This window comes from Streptomyces sp. NPDC057253 (assembly GCF_042669125.1).
Taxonomy (GTDB): Bacteria; Actinomycetota; Actinomycetes; order Streptomycetales; family Streptomycetaceae; genus Streptomyces.
This window is the reverse complement of the sequence record NZ_JBHUXV010000012.1, coordinates 14,221-36,180: the sequence shown is the minus strand read 5'-3', so window position 1 is coordinate 36,180 and position 21,960 is coordinate 14,221. Positions and strand designations below refer to the sequence as shown.

Below are 21,960 nucleotides of genomic sequence, written 5' to 3'. Positions count from 1 at the left end.
GGCCGAACTGGCCGTGGCCGGGAGCCGTCCTCACTCTCAACCGTTGGGCGTGAAGAGCAGGTTCCGCGTCTTGGCCGGACGGGGGGCGTACCACGGCACGAGGGTGCCGTCGTGCTCGGTGACCCAGTGGCAGTCGTAGCCGAGGGGCTCGAACTCGGCGAGGAGGATCTGCATGTCCGCGTCCCGCAGCGCCTCCAGCAGGACGGTCGGCCGGTCCCGCTTGAGGACCTGGCGGGCCCCCTTGAGGACCGACAGCTCATGGCCTTCGACGTCGATCTTCATGAGGTCCAGCCTGGTCTCGGCGAACACCTCGTCGAGGCAGACCAGGCGGATCCGCTTCTGCTCGGCGTCGGCGGCACCGCCCTCCAGGGTCGAGCCCGTGGACAGCAGGTTGCCCGCGAAGCGGACGCTGATCTCCGCCCAGCCCGCCTCGCTGGACACGCCCGCCTGGTAGAGCCTGACGTTCTGGGCCGCGTTGGAGCGGACGTTCACCGACAGCCGCGCGTGGATCTGGTCCACGGGCTCGAAGGAGTGCACCTTGGCCTTCGGGTTGGCGAGGGCGGCGATCAGCGAGAAGTAGCCGACGTGCGCCCCGACGTCCGCGATCGTCGTGCTCCGCGCGGCGAGCCGGGACCAGGTGGCGAGGCTGCCCGGCTCGTAGCCGAAGCGGCCGTTCCACAGTGTGTCCAGACCGACCGCGTCGTCATTCACGCAGAACATCACAAAAGGCGGGCAATAAGGGGAGTCGATCTCCACATAGCCGCGATAAGGGAATTTCTTCCGGTGGGTGCGGATGATGTCGCTGGTGGCGACCGGCCGGACCGATGGTGCGTGCGCCAGCATGCGGGCGTTGGCTTCTTCGAGCTGGGGGATACGCATCCCGCGATCGTAGGGACGCAGCAGAGGCCTGTCACAGGTTTCGAAAACCCCGGAAAGGCCAGGTCGCAAGCGGATGACCTGGCCTTTCCGAAAAGCGTCGCACACGGGTTTCCCGTGGTTCACCCAGTGTTCCGCCTAACGTTTCACAGCCTTCTTCAGCGCCCGCGCCCGCCGCACCACCCGGCGTGCGGCCGCGTTGCGCGGCAGGAAGGCCAGCCGCTCGGGGATGCCGCCGGGCAGACCGAGCGCGGTGAGGCGCTTCTTGCGGAAATAGCGGCGGGTGCGCGGGCCGAAATGCTTCGAGAGATAGCGTTCCGCGACCGGGCGCAGCGGCGGGTGGATCTGCGGTTGCAGGGTGAAGCTCAGCGCGGGGATCAGCTCGTTGAGGGTGCCGGCGGGCACCGCCTCCTCCCCGCTCCTGCCCTCCAGGTCCGGCAGTACGGCATCGGCGAGCACCACCGGCACCCGGTTGCTGTTCTGGTACGGCGTCAGCCGCTCCAGGAGCAGCTCGGTGCCGATGCGGGCCGCCGGCAGGTCGTAGAGGGCGGAGGCCGTGAACAGCGCCGTCGAGAAGCAGCCGACGACCAGCGCGGGCCGCGCCCTCTCGAACAGCACCTCGGCGAGCACCGGCTCGTCCAGGACGGTGAGCGCCACGCCGAGCTTCTCCGCCTCGGACTCCAGGGCCCGGCTGAAGCGGGCCGGTGCGCTCGGGTGCGGCTTGAAGACGACCGTGCGGTGCCCCCGGGCGACCGCGCCCTTCAGCATCCGTACGTGCAGGTTCTCCTCCTCCTCGGGCGAGAGGATGTCCAGCGCGGAGAGGTACTGCCCGAGCAGCAGGGCCGCCTCGTCCGGAACCCGCGGCAACTCCTCGACCGCGGCGGTGATCTCACCCATCGCCTTGAGGAACGCGGACGTCGGCACCACGACCGGCGGCACGTCGAACTCGGTCAGCAGCATCGGCGTGAGGCCCGGGATCAGGTCCAGGTGGAGCAGGCGGCGCACCCGGGTGCCGACCAGCGGGTCGAGCTTGTTGCGGGTGGGGCCGTAGCTCATCAGGCCGTCGGCGTAGACGTCGACGGGGGCCCCGGTGAAGAGCTGGGCGACGGTGAGGGCCGGGGTGACCTGGATGGACTCCAGGACCAGTTCGACCCGGTCCTCGCCGAGTCCCCACAGCAGCCGCAGATAGCGCTCGAAGAGGGGGATGTCGTCCGGGCGGGGTGCCCAGGAGCCCGGGTGGAAGGGGCGGATGGCCTCGTTCCAGGACAGCACCTCGTCGAAGTGGTCGCGCAGCGGGGCGAAGCCGGGCATCTCGTCCAGCGGCACCGAGGTCTCGGGCGTGGCGGTGTTGTTGAACACCAGCAGCACCCGCCGCTCGGCCTCCTCGAAGAGGTCCGAGTCGATCGCGGCGGCCAGCGTGACCGCGCCGTACAGCGTGGAGGCGCAGAAGATCTGGGTCGTACGGGAACCGGTCGGGGACATCACGCGGCCGCCTTCGCAGTCGTGGCCCGCCGCCGCAGCCGCCGCAGCTTGACGGCGCGGCTCAGGTCCATGGTGTCGAGCACGTCACCGAGCATGTCCTGCGGCATCCGCTTGACGGCGGCCGCGCTCAGGGTCCGCAGCTGCTTGGCCACGGCCGGCTCCCACTTGGACTCGTCGGACAGATGGTGGGCGATGATCGCGCAGTAGGTGCGCACCGCCTTCGGCAGCAGCCGGTCGGCGTCCGGGTCCGCCGCCGTCTCCTCGATGACCTGGTCGAAGGCGCGGATGAAGTCGAGCTGGCGGGCGTCGCCGATCTGGGTGAGGGAGGAGGCCACCCCGCGCCGGTAGAACACACCGAGCAGGCTCAGCACGGCGAACGACTCGGCCTCGCGGTGCAGCTTCCAGATCCACGGCCGGTCCTCGGCGGTGCGCAGCCCGTGGGTGAAGTGCAGCAGTCCCCTGTCGAGCAGCCGCCGGTGGTAGGCGCCGGCCCACGCGTACGCGTAGTCCACGGAGGTCGAGCGGTCGGCGGGCAGGATCGCCTCCCGCGGGTTCAGCACCTCGTTCCGCCGCCCGATCGGCACCCGGTGCACGGTACGGGCGCGCGCGACGGTCTGGACATGGTCGGTGCGGACGAAGTCGCAGCCCAAGTCCTCGATGGCGGTGACCAGTTCGGTGAGGTAACCGGGCGCGAGCCAGTCGTCACCGTCCAGGAAGGTCAGGTACTCGCCCCGAGCCGCGTCCAGGCCGGTGTTGCGCGCGGTGGCCAGCCCTCCGTTGGTCTCGTGGTGGATGACCTGCACCTGGGCGACGTCCGAGAGTTCCTCGGCCGCACGGTCGAGAATGGCCGGAGTTTCGTCCTTGGATTTGTCGTTCACCAGCACGAACTCGAAGTCCCGCCGGGCATTCAGGCGAAGACTTCGGAGGGTGTCCGGGGCGTATTGCTGCACGTTGTAGAACGGCACGATGACGGAGAGCTTAGGCACCCGAGAAACGCTAGAAGGCGGTCCGGCAGCAGAACTTTCCGGCAAGGGGACTGAAGGTGAACTCGATGTGTCGGAACGGTGCATCCCGTGTACTTCCCGGTCTTCGACGGGCCAGTTCGGCTCTCGGTGGGCTGTTGTTAACTTTTCGTTGATTCGCGGTTGGGCCGCACCTAGAAATTGCTTCCTAGCGTCTTCGTCGTGCCGCCAAGTACACCGAAGTCCCTTCGAATCGCCGTCCTCGCGGACTCCGACACCCGCTGGAAATGGGGTGCGCTGACCGCCGACCGCATAGCCCCGGGTCCGTCCATGGAAGCCGCACCGCGCGGCGGGGCGCAAGTCGGCCTCGCGCTGGACGGATTCCTGCTGCGCGGCCGGGCCACCCCCACCGCACGCCAGCTCGAAGAGGTCGGCGTGCGCGCGGACTCCCTGCGGGAGGTCACCGCCGTCGAGTTCCTGCGCGCCATGGCCGAGACGTCGTACGACATCGTCGTCCTGGCCCTGGTCGGCGGCGGGGTCCAGGCGATGCTGCACGGCCTCTCGCGGGTCTGGGAGGGCCTGGAGAAGCGGCCCGTGGTCGTCACCGGCTATGTCGGCGTCGTCTACGAGAAGCTCGCCGACGGCCTGCTCCTGCGGCACGGAGCGGACCTGGTCCTCGCCAACTCCCGCCAGGACGCCGAGCGTTTCCGCGCGGTGTACGAGGGCGTGGGCGCCGACGCCTCCGCGGTGACCGAGGTGGCGCTGCCGTTCCTCGGCGGCGCGGCCTACGAAGGTGAACACAGCCCGTACACCGTGGTGTTCGCGGTCCAGCCCTCGGTGCCGGACAACCGCAGGGACCGGATGTACCTGCTGGAGCGGCTGGTGCGGCACGCCCGGCTGCACCCCGAGCGCGAGGTGCTGCTCAAGCTGCGCTCCAGGCCGGGCGAACACACCACCCACATCGAGGAGTTGCCGTACCAGAAGCTGGTCCAGCGGCTCGATCCGCCGGCCAACTTCCGCCTGGTGTACGGGAACATGGGCGAGGTCCTCGACCGCACCGACCTGCTGGTCACCATCAGCTCCACCGCCGCCCTGGAGTCCCTGCACCGCCGCATCCCGACGGTCGTCCTGACCGACCTGGGCGTGCGCGAGGTCCTCGGCAACCACCACTTCGTGGGCTCCGGCTGCCTCGCCTCCTGGGACCAGCTGGACGCCGGACACCGGCCGGTGCCCGACGAGGAGTGGGTGGCCCGGCAGGGCGTGGTCGCCGACGGTTCCTACGCGCACGCCTTCGACCCGGCCCGCGAACGCATCGCCAAGCTGCTGGCTTCGTCCGAGCTGCCCCCGCTGACCCCGTACTACACACCCGTCACGGCCCCCGGCTACCTCCCCGGCATCCTTGCCCGCCACCACCTCGGCCCCGACGGCACCCCGCTGCCCGGCGCCCCCGCCGCCGACAAGGAGCCCGGCCCGGTACGGCAGATCGTGCGCCGCGCGGCCCGGGGCGCGTACCGGCACGGGGTGCAGCGGGTGGCCCCGGTGATCCGGCGGATGGGGGAGCTGTGAATCAAAGGTCCCCTGAGCCCACTTGGGGGCGCGGGGCTGTATCCATCAGCGGCTCCGCCGCGGGGCGCGACCAGCCCCCACCGCCCCGCACCCGACGAACGACCCAATCCTCCCGACCTCTTCGCCAGGCAGCCCAAGGAGCGCAGCTCATGTCCCACCCGCAAGCCGCCCCACACGCCACCGTGCGCCGCGTGCTCGCGGTGATCCCCGCGCGCGGCGGTTCCAAGGGCGTGCCCGCGAAGAACCTCGCCTCCGTCGGCGGTGTGCCGCTGGTGGCCCGGGCCGTGCGCGAGTGCCGGGCCACCCGGCTGGTGACGGACGTCGTGGTCTCCACCGACGACCAGGCCATCGCCGCCGCCGCCCGCTCGGCCGGCGCCGAGGTCGTGCTGCGGCCCGCCGCCATCGCCGGTGACACGGCGACCTCCGAGGCGGCCGTGCTGCACGCCATGGACACCCACGAGGCGCTGCACGGCGCGGCCGTCGACGTGGTGATGCTCGTGCAGTGCACCAGCCCCTTCATCGTCCGTGAGGACGTCGAGGCGGTCGCGGCGGCGGTCGTCGAGGGCGGGGCCGACACCGCGGTGACCGTCGCCCCCTTCCACGGCTTCATCTGGCGCGACGAGGTCGACTCCACGCAGGAGCCGGGCGGTTACGGCGTCAACCACGACAAGTCCTTCCGTCCCCGCCGCCAGGACCGCCCCCAGGACCTCCTGGAGACCGGTGCCGCCTACGCGATGGACGCGCCCGGCTTCCGCAAGCACCAGCACCGCTTCTTCGGTCGCACCGAGCTCGTACGGACCGACCCCGCGCGCGTGCTGGAGATCGACGACCCTCATGACCTCGCGCGGGCAAGGGCGCTGGCGCCCCTGTTCGACGCGGACCGCCCCGGCGCCCTGCCCTCCTTCGAGGACGTCGACGCGGTCGTACTGGACTTCGACGGCACCCAGACCGACGACCGGGTGCTGATCGACGCCGATGGAAAGGAGTTCGTCTCCGTGCACCGCGGCGACGGACTCGGCATCGCCGCCCTGCGCAAGAGCGGCCTGAAGATGCTGATCCTCTCCACGGAGCAGAACCCGGTGGTCGCCGCCCGCGCACGGAAGCTTCAGATCCCCGTGCTGCACGGCATCGACCGGAAGGACCTCGCACTCAAGCAGTGGTGCGAGGAGCAGGGCATCGCGCCCGAGCGCGTGCTCTACGTCGGCAACGACGTCAACGACCTCCCGTGCTTCGCCCTCGTGGGCTGGCCCGTGGCGGTCGCGAGCGCCCACGACGTGGTACGCGGCGCCGCCCGTGCGGTCACCACCCTCCCCGGTGGCGACGGCGCGATCCGAGAGATCGCCAGCTGGATCCTCGGCCCCTCTCTCGACTCCCTCACCAAGTAAGGAAATCGCCAGCCATGTCTGTCAACTCCCGTCTGCGCACCTTCGGTACCGAGCGCATCGCAGGACCCGGCCAGCCCGTCTACATCTGCGGCGAGATCGGCATCAACCACAACGGCGAGCTGGAGAACGCCTTCAAGCTCATCGACGTGGCCGCCGAGGCCGGCTGCGACGCCGTGAAGTTCCAGAAGCGCACCCCCGAGATCTGCACCCCGCGCGACCAGTGGGACATCGAGCGCGACACCCCCTGGGGCCGGATGACCTACATCGACTACCGCCACCGCGTGGAGTTCGGTGAGGACGAGTACCGCCAGATCGACGAGTACTGCAAGGAGAAGGGGATCGCCTGGTTCGCCTCCCCGTGGGACACCGAGGCCGTCGCCTTCCTGGAGAAGTTCGACGTCCCGGCCCACAAGGTGGCCTCCGCGTCCCTCACCGACGACGAGCTGCTGCGCGCCCTGCGCGCCACCGGCCGTACGATCATCCTCTCCTCCGGCATGTCGACGCCGAAGCAGATCCGCCACGCGGTCGAGGTCCTGGGCAGCGACAACATCCTTCTCTGCCACGCCACGTCGACCTACCCGGCCAAGGCCGAGGAGCTCAACCTGCGCGTGATCAACACGCTCCAGGAGGAGTACCCGAACGTCCCGATCGGCTACTCGGGCCACGAGACGGGCCTCCAGACCACGCTGGCGGCCGTGGCGCTGGGTGCGGTGTTCGTCGAGCGCCACATCACCCTCGACCGCGCGATGTGGGGCTCCGACCAGGCCGCGTCGGTGGAGCCGCAGGGCCTCCAGCGCCTCGTCCGGGACATCCGCACCATCGAGGCCTCCCTCGGCGACGGCGTCAAGAAGGTCTACGACTCCGAGCTCGGCCCCATGAAGAAGCTGCGCCGCGTCACGGGCGTCGTCGCGGAGGCGGAGATCGCCGCGGCGGCGGGCGAGCCGGTCTCGGTCTGAGCCACCAGGCGCCGGGTCCTCGGACGTCCGTCGTCCGGGGACCCGGCGCGCCTACTGCTTACGCGCCCTCATGAGCGCCTTACGACGGGACGGTCGTACGTCGATGAGCCCCCGCGCCGGGAACACCGGCCCCCACACTCTCGCGTTCGTGGAGAGTCCGGTACAGCTCCTGAACGTGCTGGAGTGGGCGCACACCCACGCGCCCGCCGCCGAGCTCACCCTCGTCGTGCTGTCCCCGACCGACCCCATGACCCGCGGCCAGCTGCGCCGGATGGCGGAACTTGCCCGCGAGGAGGGCCACGAGGTCCGCTGGGAGGAGGCGAGGGGCGGCCCCGGGGCCCCCTTCCAGACCATCGGCGGCCTCGCGGGCAGGCTCCGCAGGGCGGACCGCATCGTCCTGGGCGACCCCTTCTCCCGCTACGTCCAGCTGCTGCTGACGATCACCCGCGCCCCCGACCTGGTCGTCGTCGACGACGGCACGGCCACCATGGAGTTCGTCGCCCAACTGGCCCGCGGCGAGCGCCTCGTCCGCTGGCACCGCAAGGGCGGCCGCCCGAGCCCCCGCGACCTCGCCTTCGCCCCGATCTCCGCGGCGGCTCGCAAGCGTCTGACGCCGGCGGAGGGCCGCGGGGTCGAGATCTTCTCCTCGATGCCGATGACCCAGACGCCGGCGGGAGTTTCCGTGTCGGTCAACTCCTTCACCTGGACCCGCGCCCGCTTCGGCCCGCCGCGCATCACCAAGGGCGCGGACATGGTGGGCACTTCACTGGTGGAGACGGGAGTCGTGGACGCCGACCGCTACCTGGAGGCGGTGACCGGCCTCGCCAAGGCCCATGGCGCGACCCGGTACTTCGCCCACCGCCGCGAGTCGACGGAGAAGCTCCACCGGCTGGCCGTGGAGACGGGCCTGGAGATCGTCCGCCCCGACCTCCCCCTCGAACTGATCGCCCGCCGGGGCCCCATCGGCCGTACGATCCTCAGCTTCCCCTCGACGGTCGTCCACACGCTCCCCCTCGCCCTGGCCGGCACGGAGGTCCGCGTCTCGGTCTGCGACATCGACCCGGACTGGCTGACGGAGACGGCCTCGCCCCGGGCCCAGGGGTTCCTGTCGGGGGTGACGGGCTCGGCGAGGGATGTGCACCGGCTGTCGGCGGTGGCCACGGGGTGAGTCCCGACGGGGTGAGTCGTGCTGCCTGGGTGAAGCGCGCTATTCCTCGGCCGGGGTGGGGGCTTGGGGGAGGTGCAGTCGGAAGCATGCTCCGAGCGTTCGGGGGGTGAGGGTCAGGGTGCCTTGGTGGCGGTGGGCCAGGTCGCGGGCGATGGCGAGGCCCAGGCCGGTGCCGCCGTGGTCGCGGGAGCGGGCATCGTCGAGGCGGACGAAGCGTTCGAAGATGCGCTCGGCGTCTTCGGCGGGCACGCCCGGTCCGTCGTCGTGCACCGTGAGGTCGACCCGGCCGTCCTGGTTCCCGACGGTGATCTGGATGCGGTGTGTGGCGTGGCGGGCGGCGTTGTCGATGAGGTTGCGCAGCAGTCGCTCGTATTCGTCGGGGTTTCCGTGGACGTATGCGGGGCCGTCGCTGTCGCAACTCAGCTTCCACGGCCGTTCGTCGAGGGGATACTGCTCCGTCAGCCGGGCGGCGAGGGCTGCCAGGTCGACGGTCTCGGGGCCGGCTGCGGGGGTGCGGGTGTCGAGGCGGGCGAGGAGCAGCAGGTCCTCGGCGAGGGCTTGGAGGCGGCGGGTCTGCCGTGCGGCGGTGGTGGCCGCGGCGGGCCAGTCGGTGCGTTCCGGGTAGGCGAGCGCGACCTCCAGGCTGGCGAGCAGTGTGGTGAGGGGGCTGCGCAGTTCGTGGGCGGCGTCCGCGACGAAGCGGCGCTGCTGGGCGGCGGCGTCGTCGAGGCGTTGGAGGGTGGTGTTGATCGTGGTGGCCAGGGCGGCGATCTCGTCCCCCGTGTCGGGGACGGTGACCCGTTCGCGGGGGTCGTTCGCGGTGACCGAGGCGGTGAGGACGCGGATGGCCTCGACCGGCCGCAGCGCGACACGGACGGCGAAGTAGGCGACGGCGGCGATCAGTACGAGGCTGACGAGCCCGGCCCGCAGCAGCAGACGGTCGGTGGCCTCGGTGATGGTCCCGGCGATGTCCTCGGCTGCGTGCGGGAGCACCACCACATAGACCCGCAGCTGGGCGTCGGCGGCGACCCCCAGAGCGGCGACCGCGTCGCTGCTCAGTTCATCGGCCCTGACATCGTCGTACATGACCTGGTAGGTTCCGCCGTCCTTGCCGAACCGGTCCCCGGGTGCGGAGTCGGGGCGCGCCGGCAGGCGCACGGGGCGGGTCGTATAGCCCCAGTTCGACCCCTCGTCGGATGGGGCCGGCAACTCGGCCTTCGGCGGGGCGGGCAGCACATGGCGGGTGCCGGGATCGAACTCCTCCATGCCTCCGCCGTAGGCGACGGCGGCGCGTCGGCCGGTCGCGACGATCTCGTACGGCACGGTGCTTTGGCGAGCGGGGACCGCACCCTTCTCCAGCTGATCGACGAGAGCCAAGAGCTGTTTCTCCGTCTGCCCTTGGGCGATCCCCGTGCTCTCGCGGTAGACGTCGTGGTGTACCCACCAGCCGATGCCGGCCAGGATGACGGCAGCGGCCGAGGCGGCGGCCAGGGCCGTGCGGGCTCGCACCGAACGCGGCCACCAGCGGCGTCGCGGCCCGGTCGCCTTCACGGTCGGCCACCGGCGGCGTCGCGGCTCAGTCGCGCTCACGGTCGGCCACCGGCGGCGTCGCGGCTCAGTCGCGCTCACGGTCGTCCACCAATCGGTAGCCGCTACCCCGCACGGTCTGCAGGGACTGTCGGTGGAAGGCGGCGTCGACCTTCTTGCGCAGTGCGCTGACGCGCGCCTCCACCAGGTTGGGATCCCATGCTTCGTCGGGCCACGCGTGATAGAGCAGATCCGCTTTGGAGACCGCCTGACCCGCCCGGCGGGCCAGTAACTCCAGCACGGCGAACTCCCGGGGGGTGAGGTCCACCCGGGCCCCGGCCCGGCGGCAGACCCGGCCGGCGACATCCAACGAGAGGTCGCCCACGGCGAGGACGGGTGGTGCGACCGTGGCGGCTCGTCTGACCAGGGCCCGCAGCCGTGCGACGAGCACCAGGTAGGAGAAGGGTTTGGCCAGGTAGTCGTCGGCCCCGGTGTCCAGGGCCTCCGCCTGATCCCAGTCCCCGTCCTTGGCGGTGAGGACCAGGATGGGGGTCGCGTTGCCCTCCCGGCGCAGTTGGGCGCAGACCTTGTAGCCGTTGAGTCCGGGCAGCATCAAGTCCAGTACGACCAGGGCGTATTCGCCGTTCCGGGCCATCCACAGGCCCTGCCGCCCGTCGTGGGCGAGGTCGACGCTGTAGCCCTCGGCGGTCAGACCGGTGTGCAGGGTGTGGGCAAGGTCCACCTCGTCTTCGACCACCAGGATGCGCATGCGGTGCAGCCTCGCACAGCGTCGGGCCGCCTTCCTGATCGGCCGGTCAGGTTGGATCAGCATCCGGTCAACGAGGTCCCGGCACGCTGGCGGAGCGTCTTCGCCGGAAGACGACAAGTTCTCGGAGAGCCTCCAGGGGGAGACTTGCGCAGACAAGTGAAAAGAGCGTGCGCGGCCACGATCGCCACGGCGGCAGCCGTGGCCCTGGCGGCGGGCATGACCGGCCCGGCGTCGGCGGAGGCCGAGCGTGCAGCCGATGACCCGGCCGGCGCCTCGGCCGTGCGGACCGCGCCCAAGCACCGCATCACCCTGATCACCGGCGACCGCGTCGTCGTAGACGCCAAGGGCCGTGTCGTCGGCCTGGAGCGGGCCAAGGGCCGTGCGGGGATACCCGTCCAGATCCGCAAGGCCGGAGGACACACCCTCGTCGTGCCGGCCGACGCCGCGCGGCTGATCGCCACCGGCAAGCTCGACCAGCGGCTCTTCGACGTCAGCGAGCTCGACAGGTCGGCCAACCGCAAGGCGCAGAAGCGGGGACTCAAGCTGATCGTCGGCTACCGCGGCGCGGCCGCGGCGGCGAGGGCGGACGTCCGTGACGCCGGTGACACCGAGGTCCGCAGGACTCTCAAGTCGCTGAACGCGGACGCGGTGCTGACGCCCAGGGGCGACGCGCCCGACCTGTGGGCCGCGGTCACCGACGAGGGGTCCGAGGGCGCGAGGACCGCCTCCGGTGTCGCCCACGTCTGGCTCGACGGGGTCCGAAAGGCCGGCCTGGACACGTCCGTCCCGCAGATCGGCGCCGACAAGGCGTGGGCCGCCGGGTACGACGGCAAGGGCGTCAAGATCGCCGTCCTCGACACCGGTGTCGACGGGACCCACGCCGATCTCAAGGGGCAGGTCGTCGCCGAGAAGAACTTCTCCACCGCCGCCGACGCGACCGACAGGTACGGCCACGGCACGCACGTGGCGTCCATCGCGGCCGGTACGGGCGCCAGGTCCGCGGGCAAGTACAAGGGCGTCGCGCCCGGAGCCGAGCTGCTCAACGGCAAGGTGCTCGGCGACGACGGCTACGGCGACGACTCCGGCATCCTCGCCGGTATGGACTGGGCGGTCGAGCAGGGCGCCGACGTCGTGAACCTCAGCCTGGGCGGCGGGGACACTCCCGACATCGATCCGCTGGAGGCCCAGGTCGACAGGTTGTCCAAGGAGAAGGGCACCCTCTTCGTGATCGCCGCGGGCAACGACGGGGCCGAGCAGACGATCGGCTCCCCGGGCAGCGCGGCAGCCGCGCTCACCGTGGGCGCGGTCGACGCCAAGGACAAGCCGGCCGACTTCTCCAGCATGGGCCCCGGCCTCGACGGACAGATCAAGCCCGATGTGACCGCGCCCGGCGTGGACATCACGGCAGCCTCGGCGCCGGGCAGCGTCATAGCCGAGGAGGTCGGCGAGAAGCCGGCCGGCTACGTGAGCATCTCGGGTACGTCGATGGCGACCCCGCATGTCGCGGGCGCCGCGGCGATCCTGAAGCAGCAGCACCCCGACTGGACGTACACCCAGCTCAAGGGCGCGCTGATCGGCTCCGCCAAGGGCGGCGCCTACACGCCGTTCCAGCAGGGTTCGGGCCGGATCCAGGTCGACCAGGCCATCAAGCAGACCGTGGTCGCCGACCCGCCGTCAGTGAGGTTCGGCCTCCAGCAGTGGCCGCACACCGACGACACGCCGGTCACCGAGAAGGTCACGTACAAGAACCTCGGGATCACCGACGTCACGCTGACCCTCGCGGTGGCGGGCACCGACCCGAAGGGGCAGGCCGCACCGGCCGGCTTCTTCACGCTCGGCGCGAGGACGCTGACCGTCCCGGCGGGCGGCTCGGCCTCCGCCGACCTCACGGTCGACACCAGGCTGGGCGGCACGGTCGACGGCGCCTACACCGCGTACGTCACCGCGACCGGTGGCGGCCAGAGCGTCCGCACGGCGGCGGCGGTGCAGCGCGAGGTGGAGTCGTACGACGTCACGTTGAAGTTCCTCGGCCGTGACGGCAAGCCGGCGAAGTACTACGGCGCCGGCCTGGACGGTGTCTCCGGGCCGGCACAGGACAAGTGGTACGCGCCCTACGACGAGTCCGGCACCGTCAAGGTCCGTGTCCCCAAGGGCGGTTACATCCTCAACTCGTCCGTCTGGGTCGACCCGGACGACTACGCCAAGGGCTTCGACTGGGTGACGCGGCCGAAGCTGAGCATCACCAAGAAGGCCACGATCACGGTGGACGCGCGGACCGCCAAGCCGGTGGACATCACCGTGCCCGACGCGGCGGCGAAGTCGGAGGTCGCTACGCCGATGTACACCGTCGGCGTACCGGACGGCAGCAACTCGTACGGCTGGTGGCTGGACTCGTACGCCAACTTCCGCACCGCGCACGCCGGCCCGCAGGTCACCGACGGCAGCCTGTACCAGCAGTGGGGCGGTCACTGGACCAAGCCCGCCGAGGAGTACGACACCCTCGCCGGGAGCAAGGTCAAGCAGCTCGCCACCGGCTACACCAAGCACTACAAGGCGAGTGAACTGGCCACGGTGAAGGCCGGTCTGGGCGCCTCGTCGAGCGGCAAGAAGGGCGTGGTCTACGCCTGGGGCGAGCTGCCCCGCAGTACCAGCACCTTTGCGCCCGGGGTTCAGCAGACGCTGCCCGGCACGCGCACGCTCCGCCTGTCCACCGCGGGCGGGGCGAAGTGGAAACTCGACTTCGAGCAGCACGGCGGGGTCGACGAGTCCGGCGCCCCGATCGTCGAGGCCTTCTACACGCTCGGCACCCCGGAGACCTTCAAGGCCGGCAAGAGCTACGAGAGGACCTTCAACACGGCTGTCTTCGGCCCGCGAGTCGGCTCAAGCCTGGGTATCTACCGCGAGGGCAACGAGATTTACGGCTCCCTGCCGCTGTTCAGCGACGGCGACGCCCACTCCGGCGCCTCGCGCTACTCGTCGGCCACCACGACCCTCTACCGCAACGGCACCAAGGTCGGCTCGAACAGCGACCCGCTGGAAGGGGCGGGCGTCTTCAAGGTCCCGGCCGGCGACGCCGCGTACAAGCTGACCACCTCCGTCAAGCGCAGCGTCAAGGTCGCCGCGGCCTCCACCCGCGTCGACGCGAGCTGGACCTTCCGCTCCAAGAAGGCCGACCTGGCCAAGCTGCCCGCGTCCTCGATCCGCTTCGACGCGGCCGTCGGCCTGGACAGCAGGGCCCCGGCCGGCAGGAAGGTCTCCGTCCCGGTGACCGTCCAGGGCTCGGCAGCGGGCTCGAACCTGAAGTCCCTGTCGGTGTACGTGTCGTACGACCACGGCCGGACCTGGAAGAAGGTCACCGTCAAGAACGGCAGGATCGCGGTCACGAACCCGGCCAAGGGCAAGGGGATCTCGTTCCACGCCAAGATCACCGACAAGAAGGGCAACAGGTCGACGATCTCGATCTACAACGCGTACTTCGGGAAGTGACCTGATCCGGCGGATCACCGACGGCCGGCCCGCGGGGAGCTCTGCTTCCGGCGGGCCGTCCGAGCGGTGAACCGGTACGTGGCAGGCCCTCCGCCGCCCCGCGACGAACCTGAAGGTAGATCCATTCTTACGTAGATTGAATCTTCCTTCAGTCTGGTCTACCTGTCGGGATGTCGCCTACGACGGTTTCCTCGCCACCAGGTACGCCCGGGCCAGTTTCTCCTCGCCGAGGGGTTCCCTGAGCACCCGGAGGATGACCTGGAAGCCGGCCCGGGTGAGGGGCTCGGCCACCGCCTCCGGGGTGCGCAGCCAGTAGTCCAGGGAGATCTTGTGGCCGAAGCGTTCGTCGAGGTGCATATGGGTGCCGCCGGGCTCGTACTGGAAGCCGATCAGGGCGTGGGCGCCGGGGGCGAGGACTCGGTGGAACTCGGCGAAGGCCTGGGGGAGGTGGTCGTCGGGGACGTGGATGATCGAGTAGAGGGCCGTGATGCCGCCGAGCGTCTCCGCCGGCAGGTCCAGCGAGGTCATCGAGCCGACGTGGAAGCGGAGGTCCGGGTGGGCTCGGCGGGCCAGTTCCACCATCCGCGGTGAGACATCGACACCGAAGACCGGGACGCCGAGTGCGTGCAGCGCCGCGGTCACGTGTCCCGGTCCGCTTCCGATGTCGGCCACCGGCCCCTTCCCCTGCTCCTTCACCAACTCCGCGAACCCGGTGATCTGGGCTCTGTCCAGCGTGGGGACACCGGCCCAGTCGGAGAACTGCTCGGTGTAGGGCTCGGCGATGGTGTCGTACGCGGTGCGGGTGGCCCGTATGAACTCGGGAATCTCGGCGATCACGCGCCGACCCTAGCGGGGCGTATCGGGGCGGGGGGCGGAGTTTCCCTGACGGTCATCGGGGGGGCGTGCTGTGGGGACTTCAGGCTTTCGAGGAAGGCGGTGAAGGTGCCGGGCGGGAAGGTGAGGGTGGCCCGGGTGGGGGCCTTGGAGTCGCGGATGGCTATGTGCGTGGGGCGGGTTGCGATCTCGACGCAGGCGTTGCCGTCGCCACCTGCGGTGAAGGACGACCTCTTCCATCGGGTGGAGGCGGTCATCGGGTGCCGGAGCCGGAGTGCGGGGACTTCAGCGCTTCGAGGAAGGCGGTGAAGGCCTCGGTCGGGAAGGCGAGGGTGGCCCTGGTCGGGGTCTTGGAGTCGCGGACGGCTATGTGGGCGGGGGAGTTCGCTATCTCGACGCAGGAGTCGCCGTCGCCAGGGCCGGAGTAAGACGACTTCCGCCAGTTGTCGGGGGTGCCCATGGATTCCTCACAACTCGTTCGCCAGCTTGTGGATGAAGTCCCGAGACTGCGCGGTGTCCAGCGAGACAGCTTCCACTTTACGGAAGAGCGTTCGAAAGGCTCCTAGCTGGGCTTCGGAGTCGATGAAGGAGGCGCCGTGGGGGCCGTCCCGTACGACGGTGTCCAGATTCGGTACGGATCCTGCTGCGTAAGTCATCGCGCTCGCGGCGCCGGCGAAGTCCTCCAGGTCGAAGGGGATGACGCGCACAGTGATGTGGTCCGCCTCGGAGAGCTGTAGGACCCGGGCGAGCTGGGCTCGTGAGGCGGCGCGGTGACTGACCATGATGCGCAGTGCCGCCTCGTGGATGACGGCCTCATACGGCTTGGGGGCGGGACCTTCAAGGATGACCTTGCGTCGCATTCGGTGCTGGACCCGCAACTCCAACTCCTCGTGAGGGAGTCCGGGAACCCTGTACGCGTACACGGCGCGGGCGTAGTCCTCCGTCTGGAGCGGGCCGGGGATGTAGAGGAACTGGGCCTCTCGCAGGGACGTGGCGTGGTGTTCCAGCTCGGCGAGATCCAGGAACGGTGTGGGCAGGTGCCCCCGGTACTCCTCCCACCAGCCGCGAGTGCGGTCGGTCGCCATGGCCGCCAGGGCGTCGATCAACGCGCTGTCGGCGCAGGAGTAGTGAGCGGCCAGGCGGCGAAGGCGTTTCTCGCTCACTCCTGCGACGCCCGACTCGATCTGGCTGACCTGCGCGGTGCTCACTCCCAGCAGGTCGGCTGCCTGGCGGTTCGTCAGCCCTGCCGCTTCGCGGAGCCTGCGCAGCTCTACAGCCAGGCGCATTTGACGTGCGGTCGGGTCGCGCCTCAACGCCATCGCGTGCTCCTTCCAACGCGCCTGAAGGGCGCGGCTCGTTCGGAGTCAGATTACGGGATCGGCTTGCGAAACCTAAACGCTAATCCCTACCGTCGGTGATGCACCGCACACTCTGCGGAAGTGCACCGCTCCGTCCTGCCATGACGGACGCGGCACCGCCACCGCGCCCAACACCCCTCAACCGAAGTGGAGTTGACCCATGCCGGAAAACGACCCCTGGGAGTACACGCTGTACATCCCGAACGACGTCCGAGCAGTCACCGTCGCCCGCCGCACTCTCCGGCTCATCCTGACGATGCACGGCCTGATCCGTCTGACAGACACCGCGGAGCTGCTCGCCGCGGAGTTGGTCTCCAATGCCGTACGGCACACCAAGGGGCCGGCCGCGCTGCGGGTGCGGTGGTCGGCTGGGGTGCTGCGGATCGGGGCCTGGGATGCGGATCCTCAACCTCCCGAGCCGCCGGGGGAGTTCGGTCTGCTGGAGGAGGAAGGGAGAGGGCTGGCGTTGGTCGAGGCCTGTGCGGATCTGTGGGGGTGGCAGCCGTTGGCCAGGGGTGGGAACCGGGGGAAGTTCGTGTGGTGTGAGCTGGGGGCCGCCTAGACGTGGCCGTCGGGCCGCCCGCTTCTTTCGCAGTGTCGTGCTTCCGTGAGCCGAGTAAAGGGCGCTCGCGCGTCGCCTCCGGCGATGGCCCTCCGGGCCACCCTTGACTCGGCTCACTCCAGCACGGGGGAGAAGCGAGCGGGCGGCCGGGGGACAGCGGGGGCCAGGTGGGTGTGTCGGCGCATCTCTTGGGCTCTGGGGCGGGGTTGAGGGTGCGCGGGCGCGCCGCAAGCGAGCTGGCGGTTCGGTGAGGTCCGCGTGGGCATCGCTCGGTGGGTCCGGCGGTCGCCGCCCGGGCGCAGCCCGTGCGTGGCGGGACCTCGGTCACCGTGACCCTACGACCGCCTCCACCAGGTCCTGGACGGTCCTCGCCGGGTGGCCCACCGTCGTCTCCAGCGCGGGGTTCGTCACGGCGAACTCTCCCTCTCGTGCCGCGGTGAACATCGTCAGGAGGAACTCCGCGAGTGGGCGCGGCATGCCGTCGGTGACCGCCGTGGACGTCCACGCGGCGTCGTCCATGACGACCCGGGTGACCGTGCGGCCGGTGGTGCGGCCGAGTATCGCGGCGACCTCGGCGAAGTCCAGCGTGTGGGGGGCCGTCAGTGGGGGCGTGATGCCGTCGAGCGGGGTGTCCTCGGTCAGGGCGGCCACCGCCGCGTCCGCCAGGTCCTCGTGGGCCGTCCAGGACACCGGGCCGTCCTGGGGTACGGCGAGCGTGCCCGTCTCCAGTGCCGTGCCGACGTAGGAGCGGAGCGTGGCCGCGTAGAAGCCGTTGCGCAGGGCGGTGAAGGGGACGCCGAGCTGCTCCAGATGCTTCTCCGTGGCCGCGTGCACCCGCATCGGCGGGAAGAGCGACGTGGGTGAGGCGGCCTGGTGGCTCGTGTACAGGATGCGTTCCGCGCCCGCGTCCCTGGCCGCGTCGACCGCGGCGATGTTGGCCGCCGTCGCGGTGGCCCCGTCCCTGATCGCCGTGGAGACGATCAGTACGCGCTCGGCGCCCTCGAAGGCTTCCTTGAGTCCGTCGGGTTCGGTGAAGTCCGCCGCCCGGACCCGGACACCTCGCGCGGCGAGATCCGCCGCCCTCTCCGGATCGCGCACACTGACGCCCACCTCCCCGGCCGGCACCCGCTCCAGCAGACGCTCGACGACCAGCGCCCCCAGCTGTCCGGTCGCTCCCGTGACGATCAGCATCTTCGACTCCCTCGCGATGGCGGCTGTTTCCAGTGGAACCACTTTTACGTTATCACTGATACTTCCACTGGAATCAAGAGCGGGTGATGGGTGGTATCGGCGATACCATCGCCGTCATGCCGACGAACACGCAGCGGCGGGACGCCACCCGGGACCGCATCCTGAGAGCCGCCGCCGACCTGCTGCGCGAGCAGGGGCCCGCAGCGGTGACCACCCGGCGCGTGGCCCAGGAGGCCGGGTTGCAGCCGCCCGCCCTCTACCGCCTCTTCCAGGACAAGGACGCCCTGCTGGACGCCGCCGCGGAGCACGTCTTCGCCGAGCACGTGGCCGCCAAGCGGACCGTCGGTCTCTCGGGTGACCCGGTGGCGGACCTCCGCGTCGGATGGCACACGCAGATCGGCTTCGGGCTGGCCAACCCGTACGTCTACAGCCTGCTGCTCGATCCCGTCCGCGCCCGGGACACCCCGGCGCAGGCCCAGGGGATGCGGATCCTCGCCGAGCGGGTGCACCGGGTCGCCGCCGCGGGGCTGCTGCGGGTGAGCGAGGAGCGCGCCGTCAACCTCATCCACGCGGCCGGGGTCGGCACCATCCACACGCTGCTGACCCTGTCGCCGGGGGAGGTCGACCCGGGCCTCTCCGACGCCGCGTTCGACGCGATCGCGCGCGCCATCCTCGTAGAAGAGCCCGCCACCCTCCCGGAAGAGCCCGCCAGCCTCCCAGAAGGGCCCGCCAGCCTCGTAGAAGAGCCCGCCGGCCTCGCAGACGAGCCCGCCGTGCCGGCTCCGCCGACCCCCGCTGCCGTCGTCGCCGCCTTCCGTGCCCTCGCGCCCGAGCTGCCCCAGCTCAGTGCCGCCGAGGCCGCTCTGCTCGACGAATGGCTGGGGCGTTGAGCCGGGTCGGCGTCAGCGGGGTCCCGCCGCCGTCCGGGTGAATTCCGCGCCCAGCGCACCCCCGCGCACTCTCTGTCGCCACCCCGTGCCCGGCGGTGATGATTCCGGGACTCTGCCCCGGTTTCGCCCCCACCCGGTCCCGACAGGTGAACAAACCGGCGCGTGGAGGACTGGCCGTGGTATCCGTGGGGAAACGGAGTTTCTACCCACCTCCAGCCAGTCCCATGCTTCGAGCGGCCAGATTTTCCTCCCCTGACGGGTTGAAGTTTTGTTGATCGAGGGTCAGGCAGCCACTGAGGCGTCCTACGCTTAAGAGGGTGAAGCAACTGATGTCACCAGAGTCCGAGGTCGATGCCGCCGGAGATCAGCTCCCCGGCGCCCTTTCCGCGTCGCTGCACGCAGAACTCGTCCACTTCCGGCGCGACTTGCACATGCACCCGGAACTCGGCAACCAGGAGTTCCGCACCACCGCGGCGATCAAGGAACGGCTCCAGCGGGCCGGGCTGAAGCCCCGGGTGCTCGCCGTCGGGACCGGGCTCGTATGTGACATCGGCGACTGGGACGGGCGCACGCCCATGCTCGCCCTGCGTGCCGACATCGACGGCCTCCCCATCCCGGACACCAAGACCGAGTGCTCGTACCGGTCGACCGTGCCCGACCGGGCGCACGCCTGCGGGCATGACGTGCATACGACCGTCGTGCTCGGCGCCGGGCTCGTGCTCGCCGAGCTCGACCGGCAGGGGCTGCTGCCCCGGCCCGTGCGGCTGCTCTTCCAGCCCGCCGAGGAAGTGCTGCCCGGCGGGGCCGCCGACGCCATCGACTGCGGGGTGCTGGAAGGCGTCGGGAAGATCCTCGCCGTGCACTGCGACCCGCGGGTCGACGCCGGGAAGATCGGGCTGCGGACCGGTGCCATCACCTCCGCCTGCGACCGGCTGGAGATCGCCCTGGACGGCCCCGGCGGGCACACCGCCCGGCCGCATCTCACCACCGACCTCGTCACCGCCGCCGCCCGCGTCGTCACCGACGTACCCGCCATCGTCGGCCGGCGCGTCGACACCCGGGCCGGGCTCGCCGTGACCTGGGGCCGCATCGAGTCGGGGCACGCCCCGAACGTCATCCCGCAGCACGCCGAGCTCTCCGGGACCGTGCGCTGCCTCGACCTCGACACCTGGCGGCAGGCCCCGGACGTCGTCGTGGCCGCGATCGACGAGGTCGCCAATCTGCACGGGGCCAAGTCCGAGATCAACTACGTGCGCGGTGTCCCGCCCGTCGTCAACGACGCCGAGGTGACCGGGCTGATCCGTGCGGCCATGACCGCCCGGCGCGGAGCCGACTCCGTCGAGAGCACCGAGCAGAGCCTCGGCGGCGAGGACTTCTCCTGGTACCTCCAGCAGGTGCCGGGCGCCATGGCCCGTCTCGGCGTGCGCACGCCGGGCGAGCGGACCGTGCGCGACCTCCATCAGGGTGACTTCGACGCCGACGAGTCCGCGATCACCGTGGGCGTGGAACTCTTCACGGCGGCGGCCCTGCTGGACGCCGCGAGCTGACTCCACCCCGACCGGCACCTGACGAACGGCCCCCTCGGGGGCCGTTCCGCCGCCCGGCGCAACATGCTCGTAAGCCAATCGTGCACTCATCGCAATCCGGGTGTGCGAAGGCCGAAGACCCTCAGTTCAGACGCTGTTTGCCTCGAATCGATAACGGCTTCGGAAGAGGTCTGTTTCCGACATCTACGCGCGTTACGATGCCGCGAAGCCGACGCCGCAGGGGCGTCCGGGCCCGAGCACTGGCATGGTGCTCACATGAAGCGCCGACAAGGCGCTCAGGTCAGGTGAAGGAGCCTCCCGTGCGCCGGGTAGCCAAGCTTTCCGCTGCGTGTATCGCGACCGCAGCTCTCGCACTGACTGCCACCGCGTGTGGCAGCACCTCCTCCGAGAACGACAGCTCGTCCTCCTCCTCGTCGTCTGACGGTGGCAAGGGCGGCATCAAGATCGGTCTCGCCTACGACGTCGGCGGCCGTGGCGACCGCTCCTTCAACGACTCCGCCGCGCGCGGTGCCGACAAGGCCTCGAAGGAGTTCGGCGGCTCCCTCAAGGAGCTGACCGCCAAGAGCTCCGACACCGAGGCCGACCGCGAGCAGCGCCTGACCGACCTGGCGGACGCCGGCTACAACCCGATCGTGGCCGTCGGCTTCTCCTACGCCACCTCGATCGACAAGGTCGCCCCCAAGTACCCGAAGGTCAGCTTCGGTCTCATCGACTCGGTCGCGAAGGCCACGAACGTCGACAGCATCACCTTCACCGAGGAGCAGGGTTCCTACCTCGCCGGTGTCGCCGCGGCGCTGAAGACCAAGAAGGACCACGTCGGCTTCATCGGCGGCGTGGACACCCCGCTGATCAAGAAGTTCGAGGCGGGCTACGCCCAGGGCGTCAAGGACACCAACCCCAAGGTCAAGGTCGACGTCCAGTACCTGACCCACGGCTCGGACTTCTCCGGCTTCGCCGACCCCGCCAAGGGCAAGGAGGCCGCGTCCGGCATGCTCGACAACGGCGTCGACGTGATCTACGCCGCGGCCGGCTCCTCCGGCAACGGCTCGATCGAGGCCGTCTCCGGCGTCAAGGGCGCCTGGGCCATCGGCGTGGACTCGGACCAGTACAACATCCCGGGTCTGTCCAAGTTCAAGAACTCGATCCTGACCTCGATGGTCAAGAACGTCGACGTCGGCGTCTACGACTTCATCAAGTCCGTCCACGACGGCAAGCCGCTGACCGGCAACCAGCTCTACTCGCTCGCCAAGGGCGGTGTGGGCCTCTCCACCAGCGGTGGCTTCATCGACGACATCCAGCCCAAGCTGGACGAGGCGAAGAAGAAGATCGTCGACGGCACCATCACGGTCAAGACCAGCTGACCTGACGGTTCCCGCCGGAACCCGGGCTCGACGAGGGGGC

19 protein-coding genes are annotated in these 21,960 nt (G+C 70.4%); 9 read left to right on the top strand and 10 right to left on the bottom strand.

Translation table 11 applies throughout. From position 1 onward, the window contains the following. Positions 1 to 36: 36 nt before the first annotated feature. From ACFULQ_RS09235 to ACFULQ_RS09225, 3 genes are all read right to left on the bottom strand, one after another. Positions 37 to 879 (bottom strand): FkbM family methyltransferase, encoded by an 843-nt coding sequence (locus ACFULQ_RS09235; RefSeq protein WP_383540336.1) that lies wholly within the window; start codon positions 877 to 879, stop codon positions 37 to 39. A gap of 135 nt (positions 880 to 1,014) precedes the next feature. Beyond that, complete coding sequence (locus tag ACFULQ_RS09230) at positions 1,015 to 2,358, bottom strand: alpha-2,8-polysialyltransferase family protein (RefSeq protein ID WP_383540333.1); 1,344 nt, start codon at positions 2,356 to 2,358, stop codon at positions 1,015 to 1,017. Continuing rightward, the gene (locus tag ACFULQ_RS09225; protein WP_383540331.1) at positions 2,358 to 3,344 is read right to left on the bottom strand and encodes a glycosyltransferase family 2 protein; all 987 of its coding nucleotides are present in this window, start codon (positions 3,342 to 3,344) and stop codon (positions 2,358 to 2,360) included. Before ACFULQ_RS09225 ends, ACFULQ_RS09230 begins: the two co-directional genes overlap by 1 nt. A 198-nt stretch (positions 3,345 to 3,542) precedes the next feature. On the opposite strand from ACFULQ_RS09225, the gene ACFULQ_RS09220 reads away from it, so the two are divergent. The 4 genes from ACFULQ_RS09220 (at position 3,543) to ACFULQ_RS09205 (ending at position 8,395) form a co-directional block, all read left to right on the top strand. After that, the gene (locus ACFULQ_RS09220; RefSeq protein WP_383540328.1) at positions 3,543 to 4,886 is read left to right on the top strand and encodes a DUF6716 putative glycosyltransferase; all 1,344 of its coding nucleotides are present in this window, start codon (positions 3,543 to 3,545) and stop codon (positions 4,884 to 4,886) included. A 149-nt stretch (positions 4,887 to 5,035) separates the two neighbouring features. Then, entirely contained in the window at positions 5,036 to 6,271 is a 1,236-nt protein-coding gene (locus tag ACFULQ_RS09215) for a cytidylyltransferase domain-containing protein (protein WP_383540325.1), read from the top strand. Positions 6,272 to 6,285: 14 nt separating this feature from the next. After that, the gene (locus ACFULQ_RS09210) at positions 6,286 to 7,227 is read left to right on the top strand and encodes an N-acetylneuraminate synthase family protein (protein ID WP_383540322.1); all 942 of its coding nucleotides are present in this window, start codon (positions 6,286 to 6,288) and stop codon (positions 7,225 to 7,227) included. A gap of 103 nt (positions 7,228 to 7,330) precedes the next feature. Further along, positions 7,331 to 8,395 (top strand): hypothetical protein, encoded by a 1,065-nt coding sequence (locus tag ACFULQ_RS09205; protein ID WP_383540319.1) that lies wholly within the window; start codon positions 7,331 to 7,333, stop codon positions 8,393 to 8,395. A gap of 39 nt (positions 8,396 to 8,434) precedes the next feature. Here the strand turns inward: ACFULQ_RS09205 and ACFULQ_RS09200 are convergent, their stop codons facing one another. Both ACFULQ_RS09200 and ACFULQ_RS09195 read right to left on the bottom strand, forming a co-directional pair. Next, on the bottom strand, positions 8,435 to 9,946 hold the full coding sequence (locus ACFULQ_RS09200) for a sensor histidine kinase (protein WP_383540561.1): 1,512 nt from the start codon (positions 9,944 to 9,946) through the stop codon (positions 8,435 to 8,437). A 64-nt stretch (positions 9,947 to 10,010) separates the two neighbouring features. Further along, positions 10,011 to 10,691: a response regulator transcription factor gene (locus ACFULQ_RS09195; RefSeq protein WP_383540316.1), complete on the bottom strand. Its 681-nt coding sequence runs from the start codon at positions 10,689 to 10,691 to the stop codon at positions 10,011 to 10,013. A 156-nt stretch (positions 10,692 to 10,847) separates the two neighbouring features. On the opposite strand from ACFULQ_RS09195, the gene ACFULQ_RS09190 reads away from it, so the two are divergent. After that, entirely contained in the window at positions 10,848 to 14,177 is a 3,330-nt protein-coding gene (locus tag ACFULQ_RS09190; RefSeq protein ID WP_383540558.1) for a S8 family serine peptidase, read from the top strand. 177 nt (positions 14,178 to 14,354) lie between these two features. Here the strand turns inward: ACFULQ_RS09190 and ACFULQ_RS09185 are convergent, their stop codons facing one another. From ACFULQ_RS09185 to ACFULQ_RS09170, 4 genes are read right to left on the bottom strand one after another with little or no spacing between them, the layout of a single operon-like run. Beyond that, complete coding sequence (locus ACFULQ_RS09185) at positions 14,355 to 15,014, bottom strand: class I SAM-dependent methyltransferase (RefSeq protein WP_383540313.1); 660 nt, start codon at positions 15,012 to 15,014, stop codon at positions 14,355 to 14,357. Continuing rightward, positions 15,011 to 15,268, bottom strand: a complete 258-nt coding sequence (locus ACFULQ_RS09180) for a DUF397 domain-containing protein (protein ID WP_383540310.1) — start codon at positions 15,266 to 15,268, stop codon at positions 15,011 to 15,013. Before ACFULQ_RS09180 ends, ACFULQ_RS09185 begins: the two co-directional genes overlap by 4 nt. Continuing rightward, positions 15,265 to 15,471 carry a DUF397 domain-containing protein gene (locus ACFULQ_RS09175; RefSeq protein ID WP_383540309.1) on the bottom strand — a complete coding sequence of 69 codons (207 nt, stop codon included), beginning with the start codon at positions 15,469 to 15,471 and terminating at the stop codon, positions 15,265 to 15,267. Before ACFULQ_RS09175 ends, ACFULQ_RS09180 begins: the two co-directional genes overlap by 4 nt. 7 nt (positions 15,472 to 15,478) lie before the next feature. Continuing rightward, on the bottom strand, positions 15,479 to 16,330 hold the full coding sequence (locus tag ACFULQ_RS09170; protein WP_383540306.1) for a helix-turn-helix domain-containing protein: 852 nt from the start codon (positions 16,328 to 16,330) through the stop codon (positions 15,479 to 15,481). Between the two features lie 199 nt (positions 16,331 to 16,529). On the opposite strand from ACFULQ_RS09170, the gene ACFULQ_RS09165 reads away from it, so the two are divergent. After that, positions 16,530 to 16,931: an ATP-binding protein gene (locus tag ACFULQ_RS09165; RefSeq protein ID WP_383540304.1), complete on the top strand. Its 402-nt coding sequence runs from the start codon at positions 16,530 to 16,532 to the stop codon at positions 16,929 to 16,931. Between the two features lie 324 nt (positions 16,932 to 17,255). Here ACFULQ_RS09165 and ACFULQ_RS09160 read toward each other — a convergent pair whose 3' ends face one another. Continuing rightward, positions 17,256 to 18,122 carry an NAD(P)H-binding protein gene (locus ACFULQ_RS09160; RefSeq protein WP_383540301.1) on the bottom strand — a complete coding sequence of 289 codons (867 nt, stop codon included), beginning with the start codon at positions 18,120 to 18,122 and terminating at the stop codon, positions 17,256 to 17,258. A 116-nt stretch (positions 18,123 to 18,238) separates the two neighbouring features. Here ACFULQ_RS09160 and ACFULQ_RS09155 point away from each other — a divergent pair, with 116 nt between their 5' ends. The 3 genes from ACFULQ_RS09155 (at position 18,239) to ACFULQ_RS09145 (ending at position 21,920) form a co-directional block, all read left to right on the top strand. Continuing rightward, on the top strand, positions 18,239 to 19,012 hold the full coding sequence (locus ACFULQ_RS09155; RefSeq protein ID WP_383540298.1) for a TetR/AcrR family transcriptional regulator: 774 nt from the start codon (positions 18,239 to 18,241) through the stop codon (positions 19,010 to 19,012). A gap of 329 nt (positions 19,013 to 19,341) precedes the next feature. Continuing rightward, positions 19,342 to 20,559: a M20 family metallopeptidase gene (locus ACFULQ_RS09150; RefSeq protein ID WP_383540295.1), complete on the top strand. Its 1,218-nt coding sequence runs from the start codon at positions 19,342 to 19,344 to the stop codon at positions 20,557 to 20,559. 299 nt (positions 20,560 to 20,858) lie between these two features. After that, on the top strand, positions 20,859 to 21,920 hold the full coding sequence (locus ACFULQ_RS09145; protein WP_383540292.1) for a BMP family protein: 1,062 nt from the start codon (positions 20,859 to 20,861) through the stop codon (positions 21,918 to 21,920). The last annotated feature ends 40 nt before the right edge of the window (positions 21,921 to 21,960 follow it).